Source organism: Pseudoalteromonas luteoviolacea S2607 (assembly GCF_001625575.1).
Lineage (GTDB): Bacteria > Pseudomonadota > Gammaproteobacteria > Enterobacterales > Alteromonadaceae > Pseudoalteromonas > Pseudoalteromonas luteoviolacea_E.
Map to the genome: position 1 here is coordinate 155962 of NZ_AUXV01000073.1, position 24678 is coordinate 180639.

Annotated in this window: 20 protein-coding genes and 1 tRNA gene; 8 read left to right on the forward strand and 13 right to left on the reverse strand. The window is 42.9% G+C overall.

What is annotated here, in order from left to right; all coding sequences use genetic code 11:
- Positions 1-128: 128 nt before the first annotated feature.
- The 9 genes from N480_RS24160 to N480_RS24200 form a co-directional block, all read right to left on the reverse strand.
- Complete coding sequence (locus N480_RS24160) at positions 129-323, reverse strand: hypothetical protein (protein WP_063374996.1); 195 nt, start codon at positions 321-323, stop codon at positions 129-131.
- Positions 324-504: 181 nt separating this feature from the next.
- On the reverse strand, positions 505-1761 hold the full coding sequence (locus N480_RS24165; RefSeq protein WP_063374997.1) for a Y-family DNA polymerase: 1257 nt from the start codon (positions 1759-1761) through the stop codon (positions 505-507).
- Positions 1749-2162 (reverse strand): LexA family protein, encoded by a 414-nt coding sequence (locus N480_RS24170; RefSeq protein WP_063374998.1) that lies wholly within the window; start codon positions 2160-2162, stop codon positions 1749-1751. The genes N480_RS24165 and N480_RS24170 overlap by 13 nt, the downstream gene beginning before the upstream one ends.
- Before the next feature lie 211 nt (positions 2163-2373).
- Positions 2374-2450 (reverse strand) — tRNA-Pro (locus N480_RS24175).
- Positions 2451-2825: 375 nt separating this feature from the next.
- On the reverse strand, positions 2826-3311 hold the full coding sequence (locus tag N480_RS24180) for a DUF6702 family protein (protein WP_419554968.1): 486 nt from the start codon (positions 3309-3311) through the stop codon (positions 2826-2828).
- Between the two features lie 11 nt (positions 3312-3322).
- Positions 3323-5779, reverse strand: a complete 2457-nt coding sequence (locus N480_RS24185; protein ID WP_063375000.1) for a M1 family metallopeptidase — start codon at positions 5777-5779, stop codon at positions 3323-3325.
- Positions 5780-5931: 152 nt separating this feature from the next.
- Complete coding sequence (locus tag N480_RS24190; protein WP_063375001.1) at positions 5932-6933, reverse strand: CobW family GTP-binding protein; 1002 nt, start codon at positions 6931-6933, stop codon at positions 5932-5934.
- 252 nt (positions 6934-7185) lie between these two features.
- Positions 7186-8604 (reverse strand): alanine/glycine:cation symporter family protein, encoded by a 1419-nt coding sequence (locus N480_RS24195; protein WP_063375002.1) that lies wholly within the window; start codon positions 8602-8604, stop codon positions 7186-7188.
- Between the two features lie 169 nt (positions 8605-8773).
- Positions 8774-9496 carry a metal-dependent hydrolase gene (locus N480_RS24200; RefSeq protein ID WP_063375003.1) on the reverse strand — a complete coding sequence of 241 codons (723 nt, stop codon included), beginning with the start codon at positions 9494-9496 and terminating at the stop codon, positions 8774-8776.
- Between the two features lie 319 nt (positions 9497-9815).
- On the opposite strand from N480_RS24200, the gene N480_RS24205 reads away from it, so the two are divergent.
- The 4 genes from N480_RS24205 (at position 9816) to N480_RS24220 (ending at position 15728) form a co-directional block, all read left to right on the forward strand.
- The gene (locus N480_RS24205; protein ID WP_155732956.1) at positions 9816-11309 is read left to right on the forward strand and encodes a hypothetical protein; all 1494 of its coding nucleotides are present in this window, start codon (positions 9816-9818) and stop codon (positions 11307-11309) included.
- A gap of 163 nt (positions 11310-11472) precedes the next feature.
- Positions 11473-11781, forward strand: coding sequence for a hypothetical protein (locus tag N480_RS24210; protein WP_063375005.1), 309 nt, complete (start codon positions 11473-11475; stop codon positions 11779-11781).
- 326 nt (positions 11782-12107) lie between these two features.
- Positions 12108-14894 (forward strand): collagenase, encoded by a 2787-nt coding sequence (locus tag N480_RS24215; protein WP_063375006.1) that lies wholly within the window; start codon positions 12108-12110, stop codon positions 14892-14894.
- 81 nt (positions 14895-14975) lie between these two features.
- On the forward strand, positions 14976-15728 hold the full coding sequence (locus tag N480_RS24220) for a transporter substrate-binding domain-containing protein (RefSeq protein WP_081231988.1): 753 nt from the start codon (positions 14976-14978) through the stop codon (positions 15726-15728).
- Positions 15729-15767: 39 nt separating this feature from the next.
- Here the strand turns inward: N480_RS24220 and gloA are convergent, their stop codons facing one another.
- The 4 genes from gloA to N480_RS24240 form a co-directional block, all read right to left on the reverse strand.
- A complete protein-coding gene (gene gloA / locus N480_RS24225; protein WP_063375007.1) occupies positions 15768-16208 on the reverse strand; it encodes a lactoylglutathione lyase in 441 nt (146 codons plus the stop codon).
- 69 nt (positions 16209-16277) lie between these two features.
- Positions 16278-18227 (reverse strand): pre-peptidase C-terminal domain-containing protein, encoded by a 1950-nt coding sequence (locus N480_RS24230; protein WP_063375008.1) that lies wholly within the window; start codon positions 18225-18227, stop codon positions 16278-16280.
- Positions 18228-18232: 5 nt separating this feature from the next.
- Positions 18233-18910: a DUF1566 domain-containing protein gene (locus tag N480_RS24235; RefSeq protein ID WP_063375009.1), complete on the reverse strand. Its 678-nt coding sequence runs from the start codon at positions 18908-18910 to the stop codon at positions 18233-18235.
- Positions 18907-20418, reverse strand: a complete 1512-nt coding sequence (locus N480_RS24240; protein ID WP_063375010.1) for an ethylbenzene dehydrogenase-related protein — start codon at positions 20416-20418, stop codon at positions 18907-18909. The genes N480_RS24235 and N480_RS24240 overlap by 4 nt, the downstream gene beginning before the upstream one ends.
- A 158-nt stretch (positions 20419-20576) precedes the next feature.
- Between N480_RS24240 and N480_RS24245 the strand changes: the two genes are divergently transcribed.
- From N480_RS24245 to pheS, 4 genes are all read left to right on the forward strand, one after another.
- Positions 20577-21764 (forward strand): sensor domain-containing diguanylate cyclase, encoded by a 1188-nt coding sequence (locus N480_RS24245; RefSeq protein ID WP_063375011.1) that lies wholly within the window; start codon positions 20577-20579, stop codon positions 21762-21764.
- Positions 21765-21838: 74 nt separating this feature from the next.
- Positions 21839-22897 (forward strand): DUF2066 domain-containing protein, encoded by a 1059-nt coding sequence (locus N480_RS24250; RefSeq protein ID WP_063375012.1) that lies wholly within the window; start codon positions 21839-21841, stop codon positions 22895-22897.
- Positions 22897-23601: a DnaA regulatory inactivator Hda gene (hda, locus tag N480_RS24255; RefSeq protein ID WP_063359204.1), complete on the forward strand. Its 705-nt coding sequence runs from the start codon at positions 22897-22899 to the stop codon at positions 23599-23601. Before N480_RS24250 ends, hda begins: the two co-directional genes overlap by 1 nt.
- Before the next feature lie 84 nt (positions 23602-23685).
- Complete coding sequence (pheS, locus tag N480_RS24260; RefSeq protein ID WP_063375013.1) at positions 23686-24666, forward strand: phenylalanine--tRNA ligase subunit alpha; 981 nt, start codon at positions 23686-23688, stop codon at positions 24664-24666.
- The last annotated feature ends 12 nt before the right edge of the window (positions 24667-24678 follow it).

A 24678-nucleotide genomic window follows, 5' to 3' on the forward strand; every position in this document is an offset into this window, starting at 1 on the left:
CCACCAAACCCACGCAGGGAATTGGCCTGTTTTTTTCCAGTTTATTACTTGCTGTTTGGTGTATTCAACTCGTCTGCAAAATTCGTTCTGGGAAATCCCGACTTGCGTCAGCATCTCCGAGAACTGCGCTACTTTCCCGCGCGGAAGTCCTCCCAAAGCCCAATAGCTGAATCTGCAAGCTGGTCCATTGCGAAATCGGTTTCAGCGTCACCAAACATGGCAATAAAGTTTTCTTCTGTGAAATACGCTTTCACTTCTTTTTCTGATGTGAATTGAGTAGCATCGAAAGCGCATACATCGTTTAGGTAAGTTTGAATTTCCATGGTGTTCTCCTTGATGATTTTTAATGCAATGTTGTTTGCTGTTGGAATTAACTGTAGGTAAAATTATTTTACCTACATTTTGTATTTTTTTTCATCAAAGCCAATCAACACCTTTCAATGTTGGAATATTGCGCGTTGTCAAAACAGGGTTACACCTTATCCACTTTTTCTGTGGAAGATATCAGCACTTTATAACCGGAATATCCGGCCATCTTGTTGTATAGCGCGGAGACAAAAACTCTCTGCGCATTTCCCAGTTTTTACTTTGTAGCTCTGAGCCAATACAAGCAGCAGTAGAGCCATATCTGCTGTTTATCTCGTCTAAGCACTTCATGAGCTCTGGCTTATCTTGCGATTGATTGAACATATCAGACTGTTGAAACACATCGTCTTCCAACTCGATAGCTCCTACGCCAGCTTTATAGTACCTAACGCCTGCTTTATATAGCTGGCTAAATAAACTCTCTACAGCATTAGCGAACACAGTTGCATCATTTGAGGCAACTGGAAGCTCTTTAATGAAAGACTTTTTGAAATAGTCATTCTCGTGTGGCGAACTGTGGGCAAAAATCACGATGCGTTTTGCCAATGAGTTTTGCTTTCTTAGCTTTTTAGTGACGATAGAACAGTGCGAAGCGAGTGATGCTTTGAGAGAGAAAGGCTCAGTAACCCGCTCACCAAAGCTTCTTGTGCTATAAACTTCTTTCTTTCTCTGCTTTACTTCATCCCACGACAAGCATTCTTTGCCATTTAATTCAGTAATTGTGCGCTCGAGCACAATGCTAAATTGTTGCCTCATGAGCCTCGGGTTTTGCTTTGCTAAGTCGAGCGCTGTTTCGACGCCGAATAGTTGCAGCTTTTTAGTTAGTCTTCTCCCAACTCCCCAAACGTCACCAACACCCATTTTAGACAGTATTTGCCTGCGACTTTGTTCGTTATCGATCACAGCCACGCCAGTAGCGTTAGGGAACTTTTTGGCAGCATGGTTTGCTGCTTTTGCCAATGTTGGAGTAGGGCCGAAGCCTACGCCTACAGGTAGTTTTGTTTTTCGCCAAACCGAACGGCGTATTAAGTGGCCGTAGTCATACCAAGAGCTAACAACATCGCCGTAGCCGTCGAATTTCAAAAATGACTCATCGATAGAGTAGATATAGTGATTGTCGCTAAACTGATTAATGACGTTCATCATTTTATCTGACAAATCAGCATACAGCTCATAGTTCGACGACTTAATAACTACACCATTCTTTTGCAGAATGTCCTTCAATTTGAAATATGGCTCGAACTTGGGAATGCCTAAGCGCCTTGCTTCTGGTGAGGCTGCAACTATACAGCCGTCATTGTTCGATAGGACCACAACTGGCTTTTTTCTTATGCTCGGATCAAACACCTTCTCTGCAGATGCATAAAATGCAGTGGCATCTACTAGTGTATACATTTAGTTAATTCCGAATTGCTGCGATGCATACGAACAGAGCCAATGACGACACCTTCAAGTTGAAAGTTATCGCAATCACTAATTCTTACTGACGAACAAATCGGCGAAGCAGAGCGCAACAATCGATTCTCAACGTCTAATAATTTACAAACAAACTCGTTATTAAAATTCGCAACTATCACGTCATTCTGTTGCGGTTGCACGGCTCTATCTACTACAAGTAAATCGCCGTCGAATATTCCCACGCCCTGCATCGAATCACCGGACGCCAAGCCAATGAACGTTGCATTTGGGTGTTGCACTAATAATTGATCTAAAGACAGTCCTAGTTCTCGGTATTCGGCTGCGGGAGACTCAAATCCTGTGATCCCAGCTTGTGCCTTTATGGGTATTACTTTCATACGTTACCTATACTGTTTATATATACAGTATAAATCTAGTGGATATAGTTTCGCAAGCGAGGAAAAAGATTAGCTAATTTTATGGAAAAGCAGGCGTAGCAAAGCACATCTGTAAATTAATAATACAAATGAAATACAAATATAATACAAATGGATTTTTGAAAAGGAGTAGTAGTTTTCACGTAAGTGATTGAATAGGGATAGGAAAAGCTGGTCGGCATAGCAGGATTTGAACCTGCGACCCCTGACACCCCATGACAGTGCGCTACCAAGCTGCGCTATATGCCGACTTGGTTTGTCACTATAATGATTTTATTTTAAAAGGCAATAACTAATTGGTTTGTTTGGACATTAATTGCGCATAATGCGAGGTTAATGTGTTTGAGTGCTTTATCAAGGTATTATCGGGTGCGATTTTCATCGCTATTGGTGCACACGGCTAGCGGACATTTTGGCATGTGTTGAATGCATTTTACTGCCTCTGTTCGCCTAAATTGCGCACTTTTGTAACAAGCACTACTTAGGCCTTTAAATTGATATGATTAGTTTAATGATATGATTTTATTGAGTATTGTTTTGCTTCTTTTATGTTTTTGAAAGACAGAATAAAAAAGGGAGCGACCCAGCAGGAGGCTCCCTCTTTTCTATAAGGCGTTTACAGGCCTAAAAACGCGTTACTAGCCAAGTTTTGTCGTGGCTAAAATACAAAGTGCGAACTTTGCCTTTGCCTTCGACATTGACCATGTTGACCTGAGTAGGCCAAAGGTCTCTTAGTGCGCCGTTAAACATTTTAATGCCAGCTGCCGTTTCAGGTAGTTTCGTTTCTTGGTATACCCAAAAAAACTTACCGTCTACTTCAAATCCAACGTCTGTGAGTTTGATGGCGTCACCGTTTAGGGTTTTAAGCTGAAACTGTTTGGCCACATAGTCGGCAAACTGTTGCTGCGTCTTTTTTGAGCTCAGAATGTCAGCATGTTTATCAAATAGTGACTGCACGGCATGTTCAGTATCATGAAGATAAAAGCGATGCATCAGCTCTAGCTGACCCGTATTTTTGTTAAACAAGGCCGTTGTTTCAGATGCCTTTTGTTGGTGAGCCATCAGCGTGGTACTCATCAATAACATTAACACGGTTGCCAAAAGGTGAATGTGCTTAGCCATTACTTATCCTCTTGCGGGTTGTCAGCTTTGATCTTAGTTTTGATGTCTTGCATGATATCGCGCTTCACTTTGTCCTTACTTTTCGCCTTTTTATACGCTTCAACGCGAGAAGGAATAATACGACGAGGGTAGTGATTGTTCTCAATATTCACGTCGGCCGTTTCCCAACCTGGATCGACAACAACTTGCTTTAGCACCTTGTTTTTGTCAGTCACGATTAACTTACGAACTTGCTTTGGTGAACGGCGCCAAATTTCAGCAGGAATATACTGATTTTCTGTACTGCCATCTTCATAACTTAGCTCTAGTAAGATAGGCATAACCAATCCACCAAGATTGGAGAACTCTAGCACATAATAGTTTTTGTCTTCTTCTAATGCGCGGGTAAGCGTTTTGCGTTCCCATGGCTTAAGAGACTCCATAAACTCTCTATATTGATTTCGCTCTTTATTCGTGACCGTAAAGCGATCATTTTCGTCGTAAAAGTCACTAATATCTGGGTTCAATTCAATCCATAACTTTTTGCCTTCAGCTTTATTACGCTCAACAAAAAGCGATGAAGGTTTGTTTTGTTCAAACTGGCGCTCGCGGGCAAAGTCGATATCTGGGTCGTGCGTATCTAGACGCATTTGGTACACTTTGTCTACGGAAATATCAACGTGATCGGTCGAGTAAAACCAGCCTCGCCAGAACCAATCTAGGTCAACACCAGAGGCTTCTTCCATAGTACGGAAAAAGTCAGAAGGTGTAGGGCGTTTAAAACGCCAGCGCTCAGAAAACTCTTTAAACGCAAAGTCGAATAGTTCACGGCCTAAAATTACTTCTCGTAAGATATTTAAAGCAGCTGCTGGCTTAGTATAGGCATTAGGACCTAAATTTAAAACGCTGTCAGATTGGGTCATAATAGGAACCTGATTTTCAGATTTCATATACCCGACGATGTCTCTGGGTTCTACACCCCATGGAATATTTGGATCCCATTCACGTCCTGCTACACCATCAAGGAAGCTGTTTAGGCCCTCATCCATCCACGTCCACTGGCGCTCGTCTGAGTTCACAATCATAGGGAAGTAGATGTGACCAATTTCATGGATGACAACACCAATCAAGAAACGCTTTTCAGCTTGAGAGTAGGTACGAGTGCCATCGTCTTGAAGCTCTGTACGCGGACCGTTGAAGGTGATCATCGGATATTCCATACCGCCCACTGGGCCATTGACCGACTGAGCAGTTGGGTAGGGGTAGTCAAATGAAAAGCGAGAGTACACTTCCATTGTGTGGATCACAGATTCTGTTGAGTACTTTTTCCAAAGTTCCCCCCCTTCTTTGGGGTAGAAAGACATCGCCATAACATGCGGCATCTCGTCACCGCCTTGCTGGTAGCCACGTGCATCCCACATGAATTTACGTGATGAAGCCCACGCAAAATCGCGTACATTGTCCGCTTTAAACTTCCAAGTTTTACGCTTATTGGTGCCTGCTTTTTCATTATCGAGCGCTTCTTCTTCAGTCACAATAAAAACTGGGCGCTTGGCGGTTTTTGCTTCTTTTAAGCGTGCACGTTGTGTTTTAGTCAGCACATCTTTTGGGTTGGTCAGTACACCTGTTGCACTAACAATATGGTCAGCGGGTACTTCAATTTCGACTTCGTAGTCGCCAAACTCTAGAGTGAATTCACCGCGACCAAGAAACTCTTTGTTGGTCCAAGCTTCATAATCGGTATAGGCGTGCATTCTTGGGAACCACTGTGCGAGCAAGAATATGTCATTACCGCCTGGTCTGGCATCATCAGCAAAGTGCTCGTAACCAGAGCGCGCAGACACAGCATCTTCTTCAACAATGTTGAACGCAAAGTCGATCGCAAACTTCACAGAGTCACCTGACTTTAAAGGTTTGGGTAAATCAATACGCATTTGTGTACCAACAATGGTAAAGCTCAGCTTTTTACCACGATTGTCTGTCACGGCACTGATTTCGTAGCCAAGTTCATTGTCAGCCATAAATTGCTGACGTCTCAGTTCACCTAAGCTGATTTTTGCTGGCTTATTTGTATCTCCAGCTTGTGTAAGTGGACCTCTGCGCCCAACGCCACCAAAGTTATTTGCCATATTGGCAATTGAATCATCTTTAAAGATGTTTTGGTCCAGTTGTACCCATAGGTATTTTAGGCGATAGGGAGAATTATTGTGATAAGTGATCTTCTCATGGCCAGTTAAGCGACGTTTTTCTTCGTCGAGTGATACCTTTATTTTGTAATCTACTTTTTGTTGCCAGTATTGTTGGCCAGGCTCGCCAGCCGCGTTTCGGTAGACATTTGGGGTAGGCAGTACTTCATCTAATTGACGGAATTTGTCTTCGAAGTTGCCTTTTGTTTGTTTTATTGCTGAGGCATGTGCTGAAGATAACAATATCAGCGGTGCGAGTAGCGCAATGATTAATGATGTGTTTGTTTTCATTTTATATTCTTTCTTGTTGTCACTTGGTTTAAAGCTGAGTTACAGCGGACGTTGGTTATTGAATCGTAGTTTACCTCCTAGAGTAGATATTGTTACATTGTAACAATATCTGGCAATTTAAATAAAGACTTTATAATTAGTCGGCAAGCGCACTAAACCAAGCAGCTTAGTAAGCTCTCTCGCCACTTTGAGTCCTGTTTTTGTGCGATGATCTCTATCCGACTTTCCATACATTCGTCTAACTCTAATTCAGTGATACCATCAGCTGTTTTGTTGTAGCCAAAGATTCCCTGCGCAGTGATAAACACAGCTTTAAGACGCTCTGCGTCAATCATAGTGATAACTTGATGTAACTTTTGGCGGTCAAAGATCTGTTCTGGAGAAAAACGCCAGCCAACACTGATAAAGCCTTCACCTTCGTTTTGAGCCTCAAGGAAACCGCTTTTTGGAATAGGTTGAGTATTTATATCTCTTGCTGGGTCCGCTTCATGGTGATGATGGTGGTGACAAGACGGTTTTATCGTTGCTTTAGTCGGACCAAACAACCACTGGCTATTCACTTGGCCGTGTTCACAAAAGTACAGGTGTTTGTCATCAAAGCCTCGTTCAGATAAATAACGGGTAAGCGTTTCTTTGTGATGAGGGGCGTATAAATCTTGTTTATTGCCAATAACAACATCGGATATTGCAATTTGTTGAACGAAAGTCGCATGATCGGTATAGCGCTTGTTCTCAGTGTTACGGGCGTCTACCAAAGTGATAACTTGTTGTAAGTTTAATAGCTTTTGATAATAGTCATTCGAGAGCAATTGCAATACTTCTAGCGGGTGGCCAAGGCCAGTCGGTTCTATCAGTAGCCTATTTGGTTTGGCTTCGCTAAGTAACTGGTTTAGTGCGATTTGCATGGGCAACCCTGATGCACAACACATACAGCCCCCAGGCACTTCCCGAATGAATACTGAATCATGTTTTTGCCCATTCAATAGGTTACCATCAATGCCAATTTCGCCAAATTCATTGACCAGAATTGCCCAACGTTCATTTTCGGGTTTTTGCGAAAGAAGATGTTGAATGGCAGAGGTCTTACCTACCCCCAAAAAACCTGTAATGATGTTAGTTGGAATGGCCGAAATTGGCGCACGTGTATTTTGCATTGCTTGCTCCAAAGTATTCAAAGCGATGTGACGATTCGGAGGGATTATATTTGAAATGTTATAATATAACAATTGTTGAATTCTCCCGAATTGTACAAGCTTAGCTGAATTGGATTAATTAGGCTGATAAGAGGAATGGGACGATATCAAAATACCACTAATATTGGCTGAGAACTGCGCTGTAAAGAGAGAGCTTGTTACGCAATGGAAATAAAAAACGGCAGGTTGACTGCCGCTTTTTGCATTTAAAAACTACTTTTTATGCCATATTCCTTCAGGGAGTGTTTTAGCAATTTCGGGTCGGCTACTTGGGTCAAACTTAGGTGTTTTACCTTCTTTTAACTGAGCACGGTAGTCTTTTGCTAACCAAATCACGATACCTGAAAGCATAAACAGAGCGGCAACGTTAACGATAGCCATCAAGCCCATCGAGATGTCTGCTAGTGTCCAAATAAGACCAAGTTCACCTACAGCACCAAACATCACCATGCCCAAAACACACACGCGAAATACCATCATTGCCATTTTATTTTCTTGTAAGAAAATCAGGTTTGTTTCTGCATAGCTGTAATTGGCAACAATTGAGGTAAACGCAAAAAATAGAATTGCAATGGCGATAAATACGGCACCCCAATCTCCCACATGTTCAACCAGTGCTGCTTGAGTCAGCGCAATGCCAGTTACACCAGAATCAGCAACTAACTGATTTGAAAGTAAGACTAGCGCAGCGGTAGCACTACAAATAATAATCGTATCGACAAACACCCCAAGCATTTGTACATATCCTTGAGAGGCGGGGTGGTTAGGGTTAGGTGTTGCACTCGCTGCAGCGTTTGCGGCACTACCCATTCCCGCTTCGTTGGAGAATAACCCCCGCTTTATACCTTGGATCATCGCCTGCATGACAGCGTAACCGACCGCACCACCAGCGGCTTGTTCGAGACCAAAGGCACTGTCGATAATTTGTTTAAATACAGCAGGAAGTTGAGAAAAGTTGCTAAAACAAACATACAACGCGACGAGCAAATAAGCGAGCGCCATAAATGGCACCACTAACTCTGCAAAGCGTGCAATAGTTTTTAAACCACCAAAAATAATGATAGCTGAGCCAATAACGAGGATGATGCCCATGATGTATTTAGGTACATCAAATGCCACTTCAAATGCTGCTGCAATGGAATTTGATTGTACGGCGTTAAATACAAGTCCGAACGCAAGAATTAAACACAGTGAAAATAACACACCCATCCAGCGCTTATTTAGCCCATATTGCATGTAGTAAGCAGGGCCGCCACGGTAATTCCCTTCTTCATCTTTGACTTTATACAATTGTGCCAGGGCACTTTCGGCAAAGCTGGTTGCCATACCAATGAGCGCAATTAACCACATCCAAAAGATTGCACCTGCACCCCCAAGGTAAAGTGCCACTGCAACACCAGCCATGTTACCTGTCCCTACACGGGCAGCAAGTGATGTACAAAACGCTTGAAAAGACGAAATCCCTTCACCTGCGCCATTGCGGCTATTGGCCATAACTTTGATCATATGAGGGAACTGGGCAAATTGAATGAACCCCAGTCTGACAGTAAAGAAAACACCGGCTGCTATTAATAGGTATATAAGAATATGTCCCCACAACAGGCCACTGATTTGGTTAAAAAACTCAGCCATCGGATATCCTTTGATTAAGGTAACGAAAAATTTTGAGAGCGTAACTTACCATAAATAGGGCGGTTCATGAAATTCCTGCGGTAATTACAACTGTACAATGAAGTTGTCATTTGGGCGCATTGCGTCAGTATCGCCGGTGCAGTTAGGGGGCAAGGTGTTCAAGCTATCATTAAGATAGCTCGATTGGCCACTCATAGTCTGAAAGGTTTGGTAAAAACGTGATCGATTGGAGCCTGTCTGCCCAAGTGTATAGCAAGTCACTGATACTCGAAAAATAGGGCATCGCAAAATAGACGCAGCCTATGGTAATAGCAACTTGTGCTAAAGACGTGACGGGGTAACGTAAATCGATGGGTTTGAGCGCAGTACCAAATGACGCTTTTAGTTCTTTATTGTCGATATCCACGCTGTAACACTCGTCCAGAATTAGGTGTGTTAAGGCCCCAATAAAAACAAAAAGACTACAGAGTAGAGACAGGTGCAGAGTTACACCAAGAAGTAAGCTGCTATGAAACGCCAATACGCCAAACATGCACACAGCCGAGATCGAATGTAGCGTTGCGCGATGTACCGTAAACTGCTCAAAAATTGGTTTTATGACAAACATAAACAGCAAATAGACAATGAGCCCTAACATCCAAGTTTCAAGAATAGAATTAAACTTAAAATTGAGCAGTAAAACCCCTGCGGCCAAAATGGCAAAAATACTAAACAAGCTATTGAGTGATTTTGATTTGTCTGAGTCTAAATCAGGCAGAAGCCCCGCTAAGGCACCGACAATAAATAAGCCTAACGCTTGAAACCCACTCACTTCAGACGTACTTAGCAACACTGAGCTGAGTGTTGCACTGACAATGGTAGAGGCCTTTAAGTGGGTAGAAAAGTTTGCCATATCACTTCCAAGTGTTTGATTCGTTTAACAGTCATTATTGTCACAAAGTGCTTAGTGTACATTAAAACGCTCCAAGGCAAAGGTTTATTGAAAACGTTGGTCAAATACGCTGTGATTTTCGTAAACATGCTTTTAGTTGCCATACTTTTGCAAAAAATAGGGAGTGTTTCTGGTAATTATCTGTGTTTACTGACTAGTGTAATGATATGTAATGTTCTTTATTTGTGCTGTTTACTAGCCTATTAAAGAAGTTGTGCCGTATATATTAAGCACCTAACACACTATTCAAGTTTTTTAAGTTATTCGGGAGTGACAAGGGATGCACTTTCTTAATCCAATGCTGCAAAGCCACCCAATGGAGAGTCCATTTATTCAAACTTGGCTTAATCGATTGGCCGACAAGTATACACCAGATCTTTTTACGCCTTCACTGGGTGCGCAAAGTTCAAGCGAAAGTGAACAGCAAGTCGACATTTTTGATGCGCGCCATGGTAGCGTGATATACACAGAGTTCTCAGACACAGTTAAAACGGCCGAGGCTATCGCAGTGCAAAATGGACGATTGCTTAGCGTTGGGCACTTTCACGAAGTATACAAAACGATCAAGCAAACAGAAGGCTTTGTACGGATCCATCAATTACAGTCCAATGAAGCCATAATGCCCAGTTGCATGAGTGTTCATTGCTATCTTGTTGAGTCAGCATTATGTCGCCACTACGCGGACTTAGGGCTACATGGATTAAGTGGCGCAGCGACTAGAGTCAGTCAAGATTATAGTTGCGACTATGTGTCTAATTCACTCACCTACCTAGACAGTAGCCTATCAAAAGGCAGCTGCTTGTTTTGCTTTGGGTTAGAGCCTTATCTTTTAAACTGGGGAAAACCGCTTGAGTCACTGAGCGTACAGGCTTTAGATGCCCTCAATATTGATAGACCTGTATGTATTGTAAGTAGCGACTTTTCTGCTGCGTATGTGAACACACAGCTTATAGACAGGGTGAAAGCAAGTGCACTTGGAAAGTCACCCTCGTTTAAAAGTTTTATTCAATCGGTGAGTAAGCACAGTTTTGTAACAGCGGAAGCGATGTCAATTTTGCCTTGGGCGTTTAATGATCATGAACTTATTTGGCAATTGAGTGAGCTTAGTGCCTCGTTTAACGGCATTATAGAGCACGCGAAGATGCAAGGTGTTTGTCATTTTGAAGCTGCGATACAAAGCCAGTTTGTGGCGCTTTTGTTCGATAGCTTAGTTGCATCTGAGCCACAGAAGCGCTGCTCATTTTCGACCTATGAAACCTATCAGTGTCATATGGACGAGTTGGCACGATTAGATCATTGTGAAGTATTAAAATCTGCGCAGCTGAGCAGATTAAGCCAGCAAACCTCAGTGGGGTTAAGTATGGGCAGGCTTGCAACCAGCGGATTTAAGTGGGTGAATGACTATCATTTCAATGAACTATTGGTACCGTGCAAAAGTGTGCTTCGTAACGGTTGTAATTTATGTTTGCAGAGTAACTTTCCTAGTGAACCACTGTCTCCCTTAAGGCTTGCTGAAATAGCAAGTGAACGTGATATAGAGGCTATGCCAGCGCACTATACCTGTGAACAACGCACGCTAGACCCATCAGAGCGTATTACTTTAGTACAAGCATTGAATGCGGTGACGCATGGAGCCGCTCAGCATATCAATATGTGCAATTACAATGGTGTTGGTAGTGAAGCAAATTTTATGATTTTAGGGTGCGACCCTTTGTGCAGCGGTACGCGACTGAGAGATATCAAAATAAAGTCCGCAAGGCTGAGCATGCTTTGACTTACCGATATCAAGTCGGTGGGCGCAGAGACACATTTAGAAACCATTTGTAAGGCCAAAAAGGCTGACAGACGGGCTTTATCCTGCTTAAATTATCCGTGTAATGGTGTGTAATAATTTCGCGTGGCAAAATAGTCGCAAATTATTAAAGCAGGGTAAAAACATGATTATCGCTATTTTTAAGTCGTTATTTTTTAAAACATTAAAAAGTGAAGCTGGCAAGCGCGTAGCAAAAGCCGTGGTGGATAAATGCGTTGATCAAGGCATAGATTATGTAAAGCAAGGTCATCAGCGCGTTAGCGCGCAAACTAAACAGATTGAAACATTGGGTTTGGTTGAAGGATTAAATAACCTGACCAAAAGAAATTTACCTGATGGTGACTACCCACTTCGATTAGAAAAGCAAACATTACTGGTCACAATGCGTAATCAAGGCGTTATTCATATTCAATATTTGAATAAAACCGTATAGGCACTGCCTTTTTGTGTTATAAAAAAATCAAAGATCTCTAAAATTAATCTGTCATATTTCAAATCCCTTACCTCGTTATAAGTTCGCTTATTCACTGCGTAACTATCTGTAATAATTTAAGTTATTTAAAATAACCTGTCTGCTAATACATCGCTTTTCCAATCTTTTAAGAATAAAATAGTTAACAAAAAATAATTTAAATGCTGAATTATTGGCCTGTTTATTACGTAAAGTTATATAAAATATATTGTATGCAATATTGCTGTTGTGTTAAAAATATGTTCCCGGTTAGCGGGTTTGGATACACATTTTAAAAGGTTAATAATATGAAACTTAAAGCAATTGTTTTGTCATTGCCGGTATTAGCATTCAGTTTACATGCGCATGAGCATCAAGCTGAGCGCGCATTTAAGCCATTGACAACATCTTCTCCAGTTCACCTTTCTCATGGTGATGAACACCATACTAAACACAGTGAGAAAGCCCCCTCAGCTCAAAGTGAATCGCGATTTGTTGCGGCCAACATGATGACGGCAAATGTTATGTTGTCGGCGTCAAATGAAATAGCGGCGGATTGCAATTTAGATCAGTTAGCGCAGGCTAGCGCAGGCACTATCGCAAACTTGGTAGTGAGCCAAGGGACTACATGTGTAAATCAGTTATTTAGCGCACCTAGTGCAACACAAGTTGCCGTGTTTACAACGGCCAAAATGCGAGCAGCCGCTGAATATGCAAGGTCACAGGCGTCCAGCTACGATGGCAACGGTAGTGCCGCGCTAGAGTCGTTGTTTTTGTTCATTCGTGCAGGTTATTACGTGGAGTTTTACAATGACTCTGTAACGTTTGGTGCAGATCTAAAGCCAGTGGTGAAAGGGGCAATCGATAGTTTTGTCAATAACAGCCATTTTTATGACAACAGCGATGCGCATGGGCGTGTGCTTCAAGAAGTTATTACCACAATGGACTCTTCCGAGATGCAGGACGTGTATTTACCGGTCGTCAAATCTTGGTTGCAGCGTTGGAATCAAAGCTACGCTGATAAATGGAATATGCGAAGCGCAGTAAATGGGGTGTTCACGATTTTATTCAGAGGCCAGTGGAACGACAATTTTGTTACGCTAGTGCAATCAGACAGCACATTGGTCAGCTTACTAGACAATTTTAGCAAACAAAGCTGGATGATTGGGTCTGATGCGGAATATATGATCATCAACTCAGCAAGTGAATTGGCGCGTTTGAAGAACTACAAAAATGCCGCGATTCAACCAGCGGTGGATACTGCACTAAAAGCCTTATTTAGTCGCTATGAAAGTTTTGGTTATGGTGATGGTATTTGGTTGGCAGCAGCAGACGTTGCAACGTATTATGCCGATTGTAATGACTTTGGAATATGTAACTTTGAGCAAGAGCTTACAGGTAAGGCACTTTCTCAAACCTATCAATGTAGTGCAACCATCCGTATTCGCTCGCAAAACATGACTAATGCGCAACACCTTTCGGCGTGCCAAACCATGGCGTTAGAAGAAACCCGTTTTCATGACATGCTAGAAACAAACAATACGCCTGTGGCTGACGACAACAATACCATGCTACAAGTCAATATTTTTGATAGTAGTAGCGATTACGCTAAATATGCCAAAGCAATCTTTAAAATTGATACCAATAATGGCGGTATGTATTTAGAGGGCGACCCAAGTAAAGTTGGCAACCAAGCAAACTTCATCGCTTACGAGGCAAGTTATGCTAAGGCTGATCACTTTGTTTGGAATTTAGAGCATGAATATGTGCATTACTTGGACGGGCGATTCGATTTATATGGCGACTTTAATGCACCGACTGAAGCCATCGTGTGGTGGAGTGAAGGGGTTGCAGAATACGTTGCTAACCTGAATGACAACCAAGCCGCCATTGATACCATAAAAGATGGCAGTACATACCAACTGAACGAAATTTTTGCGACGACTTATGCCGGTTTTGATCAAGACCGAATTTACCGATGGGGATACCTAGCGGTACGCTTTATGTTTGAGCGCCACTTTGAAGAGCTGAAAGTTATGTTATCGCAAACAAGACAAGGTAATTGGAGTGGTTATAAAGCGACTATTGATGGTTGGGCACAGCGTTACTCTCAAGAATTCACTCAGTGGACACTGGATCTGGCCGGTGGTGGAGACAATAAAGCCCCCACAGCCGCAATTAATGGCCCATATTCCGGAGCCGTAGGTAACGATATTATGTTCAGCAGCCAAGGCAGCTCAGATCCTGAAGGGCAGGCACTGACGTACCTATGGCAGTTTGGAGACGGTAATCAAAGTACAGAGGCAAATCCAAGGCATAGTTACAGCGCCAAAGGTGAATACAACGTGTCATTGACCGTAAGCGACCCACAGGGCGCGCGCGCGACTGTATCTACGACTGCGACCGTTACTCAAGATAATGATGGAATCACAGAGCTGCAAAAAGGGCAAGCCGTGACTGTTGCAGCGCAACAAGATGAGATGAAGCACTTTAAGGTTCAAGTGCCTGCTGGCGCGACCAATTTGACTATTGTGACTTCAGGTGGAAGCGGTGATGCCGACCTTTACGTAAAACATGGCCAATCACCAACACTCACGAGTTACGATTGTCGACCTTATGTCGGGGGCAATGCGGAGCGTTGCGATATTGCTGCGCCAACTGCTGGTACCTACTTTATCATGTTAAGAGGGTATAATTCATTCGAAAACGTATCGCTGTCGGCTGACTTTACTGCGCCGCCAACAACACTACCGGACCTTTGTAAAACACAAGGTGGCGTGTCTGATGGGCGCTTGATTGCGGGCACTGCAGTGTGTTTAGCGAGTCAAGAGCCGATGTGGTTTAGCCTCGAAAATGTGCGAGATCAAGGCAATATCAGCATTGAAACAGCACATGGCACTGGCGATTTAACCCTAGAGTACAGCAACCAAGGCTGGCCTACAGACTCAAATGTAGACGCGCGCTCAGCACGTGACGGCAACAACGAATGTATTAATTTATCTGGTCAAAGTCAGTACTGGGGCTACTTGAAAGTTTCGGGGGCACCATCAGGTGCAACGCTGTTGGTCAAATATAATGATGGCAGTTGTCAGTAACATCCGAGGATAAAACTTGATGACTGAATGGCGAAGATATAAATTTAATGTATTGCCATTCAGTCATTTTTAGGAGTTACGTTGGTACAGCTAATAATTGTTGGCATTTTGATGTTGTTACCTTGGTGTGCATGGAGTGAACAAGCAGAGCGCATTAAGCTGTATACGTACCATGATAAGCCTCCCTATATTGTGAGCTTAAAAGAAAAGTCAGGGCTTTATTTTGATATTGTGAGACTATTGAATGAGTTTCATGATGATGTTCAATATCAGCTGGTTTTTAGGCCAAAAACTCGTATTCGTAGTGAGTTAGAACAAAAGCAGCTCAAGGGCGCAGTTTTGGGTGTGAATCCGGCTTGGTTTGGGGACAATGATCAAATCAAATACCTGTGGAGTGACCCGCTTTTCTACGATACTGACGAGTTTGTCTCGAGCGTTAAAAATCCATTTGAATATAAAAACCCAACATCATTACATGGCAAGCGCTATGGGGGTGTACAAGGCTACTTTTACCCTAAATTGCATGACGCTGAGAAACTGGAAAAGCTGCAACGTGTTAATGCAAACAGTGAAAAAGCGCTTTTAGAGCTTGTGCTTAAGCAACAAGTTGATTTTGCTGTTGTCAGCCGTCCTACCTATTTTTACTATGCTAGAAAACATGGTTGGTGGACAAGCCTATCTCTTTCTCATCAAGCCCATCAAAAGTACTACCGGGCAATACTCGTTCCAAAAAAGCAAAAAAATAAACTTGGTACATTGCTTAATACGACTAACTCAATTGTGTTCAGAAAACACATGAAGCAATTAGTGAGTTCGTATCATATTTCTGAATAATTGAGTAGAGTGAAGCATGGCTTCACTCTATTCGCTAGATCACCAGCTGCCCGTATTAGGCATAGACAGCCATGGTTCTTGGGGTTGCTTTGGCTCATCTTTTTGTAATAACTCGATTGAAATGCCATCCGGTGATTTAACAAAAGCCATGTGGCCGCATCGAGGTGGTCGGTTAATGATGACTCCAGCCTTTTGAAGCTTTTCGCATAGCGCATAAATATCGTCTACAGCGAAAGCCAAGTGGCCAAAATTTCTGCCTCCAGTGTACTCCTCAGGATCCCAGTTGTAAGTCAATTCAATAGTCGGAGAGAAGGTCTCTTGGGCCTGTTCAAGCTGCCCTGGTGCTGCTAAAAATACTAAGGTAAAACGGCCTTTTTCACTTTCTTTTCGTTTTACTTCAACAAGTCCTAGCAGATCACAATAAAATTTAAGTGATGCGTCTAAGTCTTTTACACGCACCATAGTATGTAGAAAATTCATATTTTGCCCCTCATGATAGTGCCCTATAGATATGGGCTAACTATTACATCACAAGGGGCAGGGCGCGAATTAGTATTCAGCGACCAACTTTACACCACTGTATGTTTCATACGCTCTGACTCCTAAGTGCCAAGTACCTGCACTTGGGTTAGTAATTGTACAGGTTTCGGAGTTACCATTTTCATATGGACGACATTCATAGCTCGATGTTGTTGGTTGGCTACCTAAACGCACATACAAGTCAGCGTCACCAGTTCCGCCACTGATAGTAACGGTCAATTTAGTGGTACCCGCTGGGACATCAAAAGTTTTGAAGTTCCAATTAGACTTATTCGCACTAAGTCCAGTCCATTCTTGTCTGTTGCCAGGGTTTGTTGTGGCGCTGTACGAGCCAAGCAGAGATACGCCACTATACGCTGAATAGCCGTTTAGCATGACATAATAAGTGCCTGTTTGAATTGGTGTGATATTACAAGACTCATTATTGCCATCTTTGTAAGGGCGGCAGTCGTAGTTTGATGTGCTTGGCTCTGCGCCAAATTTTACGTACATATCGACATCACCAGTTCCGCCACTGGTCGAGAATTTAAGACTGGTCGTATTGGCTGGTACTTCCATGGTGTAGACAGACTTTGCGCCTTTAGCACCGCTGATGCCTGTCACTGGTACGTCATTCTCAAGTACATTAGGCTCAGGCCCAATTGGTGTTTCTATTACCGAAAGACCGCTGGTATTACGAACGAGAGGCAGTACTTCGCCCAAACCGCTGGCATACCACCAACTCACGTTACCAGGCAGTGCCAGTGGGTCTGCTGCACGTTGTTCACGCGTGAGGGTATTTGCACCTGAGGTAAACTGTGCCGTTCTAACTTCCAGTTTGTTGGGCGTAACTGAAAGCACCTTAAATTGTTGAATGCTCGCTAGATCGATAGTCCAAGACTTGGGATCATTTGCAGAGCGAGCAGGTGCGCCCCAGCTGCCTTCACCCACATAAACCGTACCGCCTGATGTCGTCTTCACAAAGTTATTACCAGAAGGTTTCAGTGCCTCTGTAATTTTATTAATATGCGTATCAGACTCGACCACAAGGTTCATGGCATTGTTGTAAAAGTCATTTGCCCACCATGTGTGTAAAATGGTGTTATCTGACTTACCAGAATAGTGTGGGTACATCGGTTTATGATACTGAGCAACACGCCATTTTGCGCTGTTACCTTGGCTCTGTAAATCTTGTTTTAGCCAGTTATTCATCGCCGTTGCATAGCTGGACCAACCACTATTCTTGTACTGGCTATTTAACGTGTAGACACGCAAAAGGTTTGCAACGTTGAAAGCACCATAAGTATCTGCGCTGGTGCATTGTCCATCATTGTTGTAGTCGACGCCAAATACTTGGCACAGTGTTTTATAGTTGTCATCTTCATGGTTACCATGGGTGGCAATGAATGGGTAGACGCGTTTATAGTTTTGACCACCAATCACATCTGAAGAAAACGTCAATTGCCAATCTTTCAGGTACTCTTTCATCTCAGAGGCTGAGTTGGCATTGGTATAGTCACCACCATGCATGATAAATAAAGGTCTAATTTTGGCAACCATTTGGTTACCCGAGCGGCGTGTTGTCCATCCGGTTCTGGTATCACCGCCTGCAATGGCAACAAACCCGGTATTGGTACTGGCTGGTGCGGTTTTAAACCAAAGGTGCTGACCACAGCCTGTGCTATCACATACACGATAATAAATGGCGGAGTCGGCAGGTAAACCTGTTAGCTTAACAAACTGGCTGCTTAAGCTGCCTGCAAAAGTATGGCTTGCGGTAACGGACTTAGTCGTCCAGCTTGATTCATTGGTGCTAGTACCGTATTTAATAACATGATTTGAACCGCCTGCTGGGGTAAAGCCGATGGTGGCTTGACTGCTTGGGTTTCCGTCCCAGATTATGCGGTGGTAGTCACTTGCGGCATAACTGGCATTTGCCATAAGTAACGTACTAGCGATACCAATGTGGAGCGCTTTCATAGTTGTTATTCCTGTTTGTGTTGTTTAATAGTTGCGCGACGACTTAGCTGCGGATGGGTATTTGCTGTTGGTATATCTGCCACCAACATAACAAATGCGGCATTTCGGTAGGGCAATGTATAGCTTTTACCAAAATGAAAATTAATGGCGGTGGCCCCAAGGCCTTTTGCACGATACTTGGTGGGGAGTGGGATGTCATGCTCCGAACTCCAATAGTCTCCGCGCTTGATATGAACAAAATAATCAGTCGCGATATAAGGCTGCGATGGAGAGCTGGGCGCTTGTACTAAGCTGATAAGCTCAGTCGCACTGGGTAGCCGCCAATTACTTTGCCCACAGAGGTTTTGTTGATTGGTGTGGCGAATGAGATCTGCGGTGTCACAGCGTTGGGGTTCAAAATAACAGTCACCAAAGTTACTTTTTCCTTTTTGACCATCAAACCAAGAATAGGTCCAGTAACCATCATGGACACTTTCATTGTCGGTCTTTACTTCCCACAAGAGGCCATTTTGGCTATCTAATACGCAGGCCCAAGGCCCTTGCCAAGGCAAGAGCGCCTGTCCTGTGTTCGTAATTTTAGTAAAGCGTTGATGCGGAGTCAGCTCTGGCTTGTCTTGTGGAAGTAAACAAAGCGCGATGAGCGCGCTAAAAATTATAACGGACCAAATAAGGCGATTAATCACAGAGCATACCTCAATTTGATGGCTTTAATGTGGCGTGTGTGAGCAATTTGCGCGTGATCAAAAGCTGACACCCACATGCAAGTCCCAGTTTGCAGAGCGACATCGTATTTGGACTGGGTATTATGTTTTCGCACGAGCTCTAGCATCCATTGACCATCTTTCCACTCGCCTCTAGCTCTAACATCGGCTCTGTCTCCTTCAAATCGGTTAGAACGATACAAAACAGAAGACAAAAAAGTACCTAGTGGATATGAGTCATCAGACTCCCGGTAGGGAGATGACCCAAACCAAGGAAGCACGCTATCGCGATGCTGTTGGTAGATATCTAAATTGTTGGGTAATCGCTTGGGAATCACATTCTTTGGCGTGTACCACTGCCAGTTCATTACATAGGCACCACTTTCTTTACCATCTGCTTGGTAGCCCGCAGTATATCGGCGTTTGCCGCTTAAATGAGGCGCTGGTGGCCCTATAAAGTTGTCATCAGCGAGATACATATCATTGGTGCGAACTGCTTTCCAGTGCCACAGGTCTCGTGTTTTTCCGTCAAGGCTGGCATGGTAGCCTTTGCCGTGCCAATTTTTGGGCTTGTTATTAATGGGGTTATCGCCTAAATGAAGTGTTTTGTCGCCAGCAATTTCGCATCCATCCGACAGCATGACCGCAAATTTGTCTTCATAGAAGGTGCGTTCGTCAAAGTTATAAAACCCATTTTCTTGCACTTTCCATCCTTGAGCGGTTTTTAAAAGGGGTAAATGGTTAGTGCTTTTGGTTTCGTCTTGCCATGAAATCAAAAAGTAGCTTTCGTATTTATTTGCCAGTGCCTTGACGGTAACTTCGGTTGCGCCCTGATTAAAGTTGGCCCCACCTATGGTCATAACTGAAATGGGGCGTGCGTTTTGCCATGCTACTTCATCTGCTTTGCCATCAATTTCGATAAATGTTGCATCATCGATTGTTAAAACATTGAGCTGGTGTGTTGTGCTTTTTAATAAAAGCAGGCCGGATAATGAGAGTGCACCCAATCCAAATACAAAACTTAGGTGGCGTAAAGTTGCCCGTTTAGGGATGAGGATTGAAAACACACGACGGCCATTTTGAATAATATAGATCCATGCATGAAAAACGAGGTATACACACATTGCCCACATTGCAAACTGGTGAATTGTGCGAGAGACATCAGCATATAGGTCTGCCCAAATAAGCCAGCCAGACGCACTGACCAAAGGTAGAGAAATATAACCTAAGTAGTTAATAAATTTGTGGTATTTTGACTGAACACTACGAAAAGGGCTTGTAAACGAATAAAATAAATAGCAGGCTATAATTAACGATAGCACAATGCCAAACCCTAAATGCCAAACATGCATTTGACCTTGCGGCAAAAGAATCGATATTGGGGACATCCAGTCTTGACTGATAAGCGCAATCCTCAAGCCTGTGATTATACTGCCGATAACGACAATGATGGCCAAAATATGAAAAGTGATGAAGGTTTGCCGATCCATAAACGTGTGCATATTATTATTTTTGTAAATTAAGTGTAAAATATTATGTTTACACAATTATGTCATTTTTCAAATACTGCAAAAGGTTAAAGTTATGGCTAAACTTTGAGCTGTTTGGCTTATGAATATGAAAAATTTGGACAAATGAGGGATACGAAATGAAAGAAATAGCTGTAGATGCAGTAGATAGCGGCTATGTGATAGATAGCATGACAGACATCGTAGCATGCTTAAATACGTCAGACTCAATTCAACGATTTTTGTTAGACATTCACTGTATTTTGCAAAAAGTGACCTATGCAGACAATTTTTTTGTGGTGTTGTACAAAGAAAATGGCAATCTTTCTTTTCCTTATTTTCACGATGTTAAAGATGATATGCAGGCAGAAGATTTGGAAAACTTGTCGCTTGATGATATTTCTCACTCGCTTACAGCCTATGCATTAAAAGCAAATCAAGTGTGTAACTTTAACCAATCTGATGTTGAAGCCCTGATGAAAAATAATGAGGTGAATATTTTGGGATCTATTCCAATGCAGTGGCTTTGTTTTCCGTTAGTAAACCGCAATCAGCATTTGGGGGCTTTTATTATTCAGTCTTATCGTAAAGAAGATGAATATTCAGGCATGATTGTGGATGTGCTTTATACCATCAGCCATGTAATCTCTTCTGCATTGGATGCTTTTAATAATCAACAGGCTTTGCTCGAAGCTAACCGAGCTTTACAGAATTATCAGTCAGAGCTGGAAGCAAAGGTATCTGAACGCACTTCGGAATTAGAGCAGAGCTTAAAAAATCTTGAACAAGAAATAGAGAAAAGAGAAGCTCTGCAGCAAAAGCTTGAACATGACTCCTTGCATGACAGCTTAACCGGGTTAGCTAACCGCAAGTTCTTGTTCAGAGAATTAGAAAGGTTATCTGCGCGTTCACAGCGCAGTGATGTATTGGTATATGTCTTGTATCTTGATTTAGATGATTTTAAACCTGTCAATGACAATCATGGCCATCAAAGTGGTGACCTGGTGCTACAAACAGTGAGCAACCGGCTGAGTCAAGTCTTGAGAAGTTATGACTTTATCTGCCGCCTAGGAGGGGATGAATTTGTTGTGATGATCACAGAAAAGATAGACATACCTTCATTGGAGCTTTTGGCTAATCGTATCCTAAAATCGATTTCATCGCCGATAAAACTTGAGACAGGCGTTGAGGTGAGTTGTGGTTGTAGCATAGGGGTGGCATCGGTTATCAATCAGCCTTTCAGCGCAGAAGGGGTATTGCATGATGCCGATCTCGCACTCTATGAAGCAAAAGGCAAAGGAAAGAATCAAATTTATTTTGCTAAGTAAATGTTTAGGCATTGCTTTACCAGCGCGTATGATTGCATTAGGATCAAACTTTATATTTGTTTAGATGGTTGGTAATGGCACAGAAACTTTTCCTCCTTTGTTTAATATGGATGTGCAGCACAGCTTATGCAATTGAGGTAACAGACCTCTATGAGGCGACTTTGGTGGTGGATGATAAAACCCGAGCCACCAGAGCAAAGGCAAGTCAGGACGCATTAGACCAAGTTATTAAAAAGCTGACTGGGAAGGCGGGCAATGGCGACCATCCATTGATCAAAAAAAGCAAACGACGTATTTCGGACTATATGCTCAAATATGAATACATAGAGCACATAGAGGGCGAATTAAAAATTAAAGTCCGCTTTGAGGCTGAAAAAGTAGAAAAGCTGGTTAGGGACAGTGGCTTTGGCTTATGGGGTAATCGCAGACCACTCATTGCGATTTGGTTAGCCATCGAAGATAACTTACGCCGCGATTTTGTCACTCAGGAGAGCTACCCGCAATTAGAGCGACTTATTTATGATACCGCCGCAGAGTGGGGCGTACCTGTGGTCGTGCCTTTGATGGATCTGACCGACCGGTCCCAAGTTGGAATTGCAGAGGTATGGGGCAACTTTTCAGAGCCGGTAGAAGCGGCTTCAGCAAGATATAATGCAGAGCGAGTGATCACCGGTCGACTGTTTAAGCAACCAAATTCGAGCCGCTGGCAGTTAGATTGGCGTTATACTGATGCTGATATGTTTGAGTCCGTTCAATTGGTGGGTGATAAGCAGCAACTGTTAATTTCAATGGTCAATGACATGTCTGCAGCGCTTGCTAACGAGTATGTGATCGACCCGAACAAGTCATATGCAACCAATAGCACAGTGATCACCGTTGATGGCTTACGTACTTTTGACAAAGTGGAGCGCGCAAAAAGACAGTTACTCACCATTAGTACAGTAAACAGCGTGGATGTGGTGTATCGTAATAAAGAACAAGTGCAGTTTGAAGTAGAGCATATGTCTTCGGTGTCTGATTTACAAAAGTCTCTAAAATTGGAGCAATCGTTTGAAGTTTATGTCGATCCGCGTGCCTTTCATCAAGTCGCAAGCTCTTCAAATTTGAGGTATAGCTGGGTGGGGCAGCAGTAATGTTAGATCCTATGCAGTTAGCGTTACCAGTGACTCTCCCTGATGATGAAACTTTTACCTCCTACTTTGGGGGGGAAAAGTCACTGGAAGTTACACATCTAAAAAAAGCACTGAGTGAAATTCAACAGGACTTTCAATTTACTTATTTGTGCGGCCTTGCGGATTCAGGTAAATCGCACTTGCTATACGCAACTTGTATTCACGCACAAGAGCTGGGGTTATCAACCATCTTGATTTCTCTGCGTGAAGTGATCAAGTTTGGCCCTGATGTGCTCGAAGGATTAGACGGTTTAGACGTTGTGTGTATTGATGACGTGCACTTGGTGGCTGGAAATGACGCAATGGAAAAAGCACTATTTAACTTTTTTAATCGCTTTAATGAAGCGGGAAAGTGTTTAGTGATGACCGCCGATTTATTGCCGAGTATGTTAAATATCGCGTTACCAGATCTCGAGTCTAGGCTGGCGTGGGGTACAACCTTTCAAATTCGTTCCATGAGCGATGACGATAAAGCGGAAGCTTTAGTTAAGCGAGCCAATATGCGAGGGCTTGAATTGAGTGATGAATGTGCGCGATTTTTGTTGACACGACTGAGCCGTGATATGCGTGCTTTACTCGATGTTTTGGACAAGTTGGACCATGCATCGATGGCTGCACAGCGAAAACTTACCATTCCTTTTATAAAAGCCACCCTAAAGCTGTGAATTTGGGCTAGAATCTAGCCCCATCTTTCAGTTATCATAACTGATTCAGAAAAGGCAAATTACCTCAACCAGATCAGGTATAGAATGAACTTAGAGAATATTTTAGCGCAAGCGCTTGAAGCGGTTTCAAGTGCAAGTGAGATTGCGCAACTTGAGGAAGTCAGAGTTAACTACCTTGGTAAAAAAGGTGAAATTACTGGATTACTAAAAACCTTAGGCAAACTAGCGCCTGAAGAGCGTAAAGAAGCAGGCCAAGTAATTAACCAAGCGAAAAACCAAGTACAAACTGCGATTAACGAAAAACGTGAAGCGTTAGCAAATGCAGCACTAGAGCAAAAATTAGCAGCCGAGACTATCGATGTTACTTTGCCGGGCCGTGCAGCGCCAGCAGGTGGTCTACACCCAGTAACACGTACAATCGAGCGAATCGAAACATTCTTTGGTGAACTTGGTTTTGCAGTGAAGTCTGGACCTGAAGTTGAAGATGATTTTCACAACTTTGATGCTTTGAATATTCCTGAGCACCACCCAGCTCGTGCTGATCACGACACTTTCTATTTCAATCCAAAACTTGTATTGCGTACGCAAACAAGTGGTGTTCAGATCCGTACTATGGAAGCTGAGCAACCGCCGTTACGTATTATCTCTCCTGGCCGTGTTTACCGTAATGACTACGACCAAACGCATACGCCAATGTTCCATCAGGTTGAAGGCCTAATGGTTGATGAGAATGTGAGCTTTACTGAGCTTAAGGGTATTTTGCATGACTTCCTTCGCAATTTCTTTGAAGAAGACATGGAGATCCGTTTCCGCCCTTCATATTTCCCGTTTACCGAGCCTTCAGCTGAAGTAGATGTTAAAGGTAAAAATGGTAAATGGTTAGAAGTACTTGGTTGCGGTATGGTACACCCAAATGTATTGCGCTCGGTTGGAATTGACCCTGAAAAATACACTGGTTTTGCCTTCGGTATGGGTGTAGAGCGTCTAACTATGTTGCGTTATGGCGTGAACGATTTACGTGCATTTTTCGAAAACGATTTAAAATTCCTAAACCAATTCAGATAAGAGCGAACCAAA

Coding starts and splice junctions, on each gene's coding strand:
- N480_RS24160 (WP_063374996.1), bottom strand. CDS start 323: ATGGAAATTCAAACTTACCTAAACGATGTATGCGCTTTCGATGCTACT.
- N480_RS24165 (WP_063374997.1), bottom strand. CDS start 1,761: ATGTATACACTAGTAGATGCCACTGCATTTTATGCATCTGCAGAGAAG.
- N480_RS24170 (WP_063374998.1), bottom strand. CDS start 2,162: ATGAAAGTAATACCCATAAAGGCACAAGCTGGGATCACAGGATTTGAG.
- N480_RS24185 (WP_063375000.1), bottom strand. CDS start 5,779: ATGAAAACAAACACATCATTAATCATTGCGCTACTCGCACCGCTGATA.
- N480_RS24190 (WP_063375001.1), bottom strand. CDS start 6,933: ATGCAAAATACACGTGCGCCAATTTCGGCCATTCCAACTAACATCATT.
- N480_RS24195 (WP_063375002.1), bottom strand. CDS start 8,604: ATGGCTGAGTTTTTTAACCAAATCAGTGGCCTGTTGTGGGGACATATT.
- N480_RS24200 (WP_063375003.1), bottom strand. CDS start 9,496: ATGGCAAACTTTTCTACCCACTTAAAGGCCTCTACCATTGTCAGTGCA.
- N480_RS24205 (WP_155732956.1), top strand. CDS start 9,816: ATGCACTTTCTTAATCCAATGCTGCAAAGCCACCCAATGGAGAGTCCA.
- N480_RS24210 (WP_063375005.1), top strand. CDS start 11,473: ATGATTATCGCTATTTTTAAGTCGTTATTTTTTAAAACATTAAAAAGT.
- N480_RS24215 (WP_063375006.1), top strand. CDS start 12,108: ATGAAACTTAAAGCAATTGTTTTGTCATTGCCGGTATTAGCATTCAGT.
- gloA (WP_063375007.1), bottom strand. CDS start 16,208: ATGAATTTTCTACATACTATGGTGCGTGTAAAAGACTTAGACGCATCA.
- N480_RS24230 (WP_063375008.1), bottom strand. CDS start 18,227: ATGAAAGCGCTCCACATTGGTATCGCTAGTACGTTACTTATGGCAAAT.
- N480_RS24240 (WP_063375010.1), bottom strand. CDS start 20,418: ATGGATCGGCAAACCTTCATCACTTTTCATATTTTGGCCATCATTGTC.
- N480_RS24245 (WP_063375011.1), top strand. CDS start 20,577: ATGAAAGAAATAGCTGTAGATGCAGTAGATAGCGGCTATGTGATAGAT.
- N480_RS24250 (WP_063375012.1), top strand. CDS start 21,839: ATGGCACAGAAACTTTTCCTCCTTTGTTTAATATGGATGTGCAGCACA.
- hda (WP_063359204.1), top strand. CDS start 22,897: ATGTTAGATCCTATGCAGTTAGCGTTACCAGTGACTCTCCCTGATGAT.
- pheS (WP_063375013.1), top strand. CDS start 23,686: ATGAACTTAGAGAATATTTTAGCGCAAGCGCTTGAAGCGGTTTCAAGT.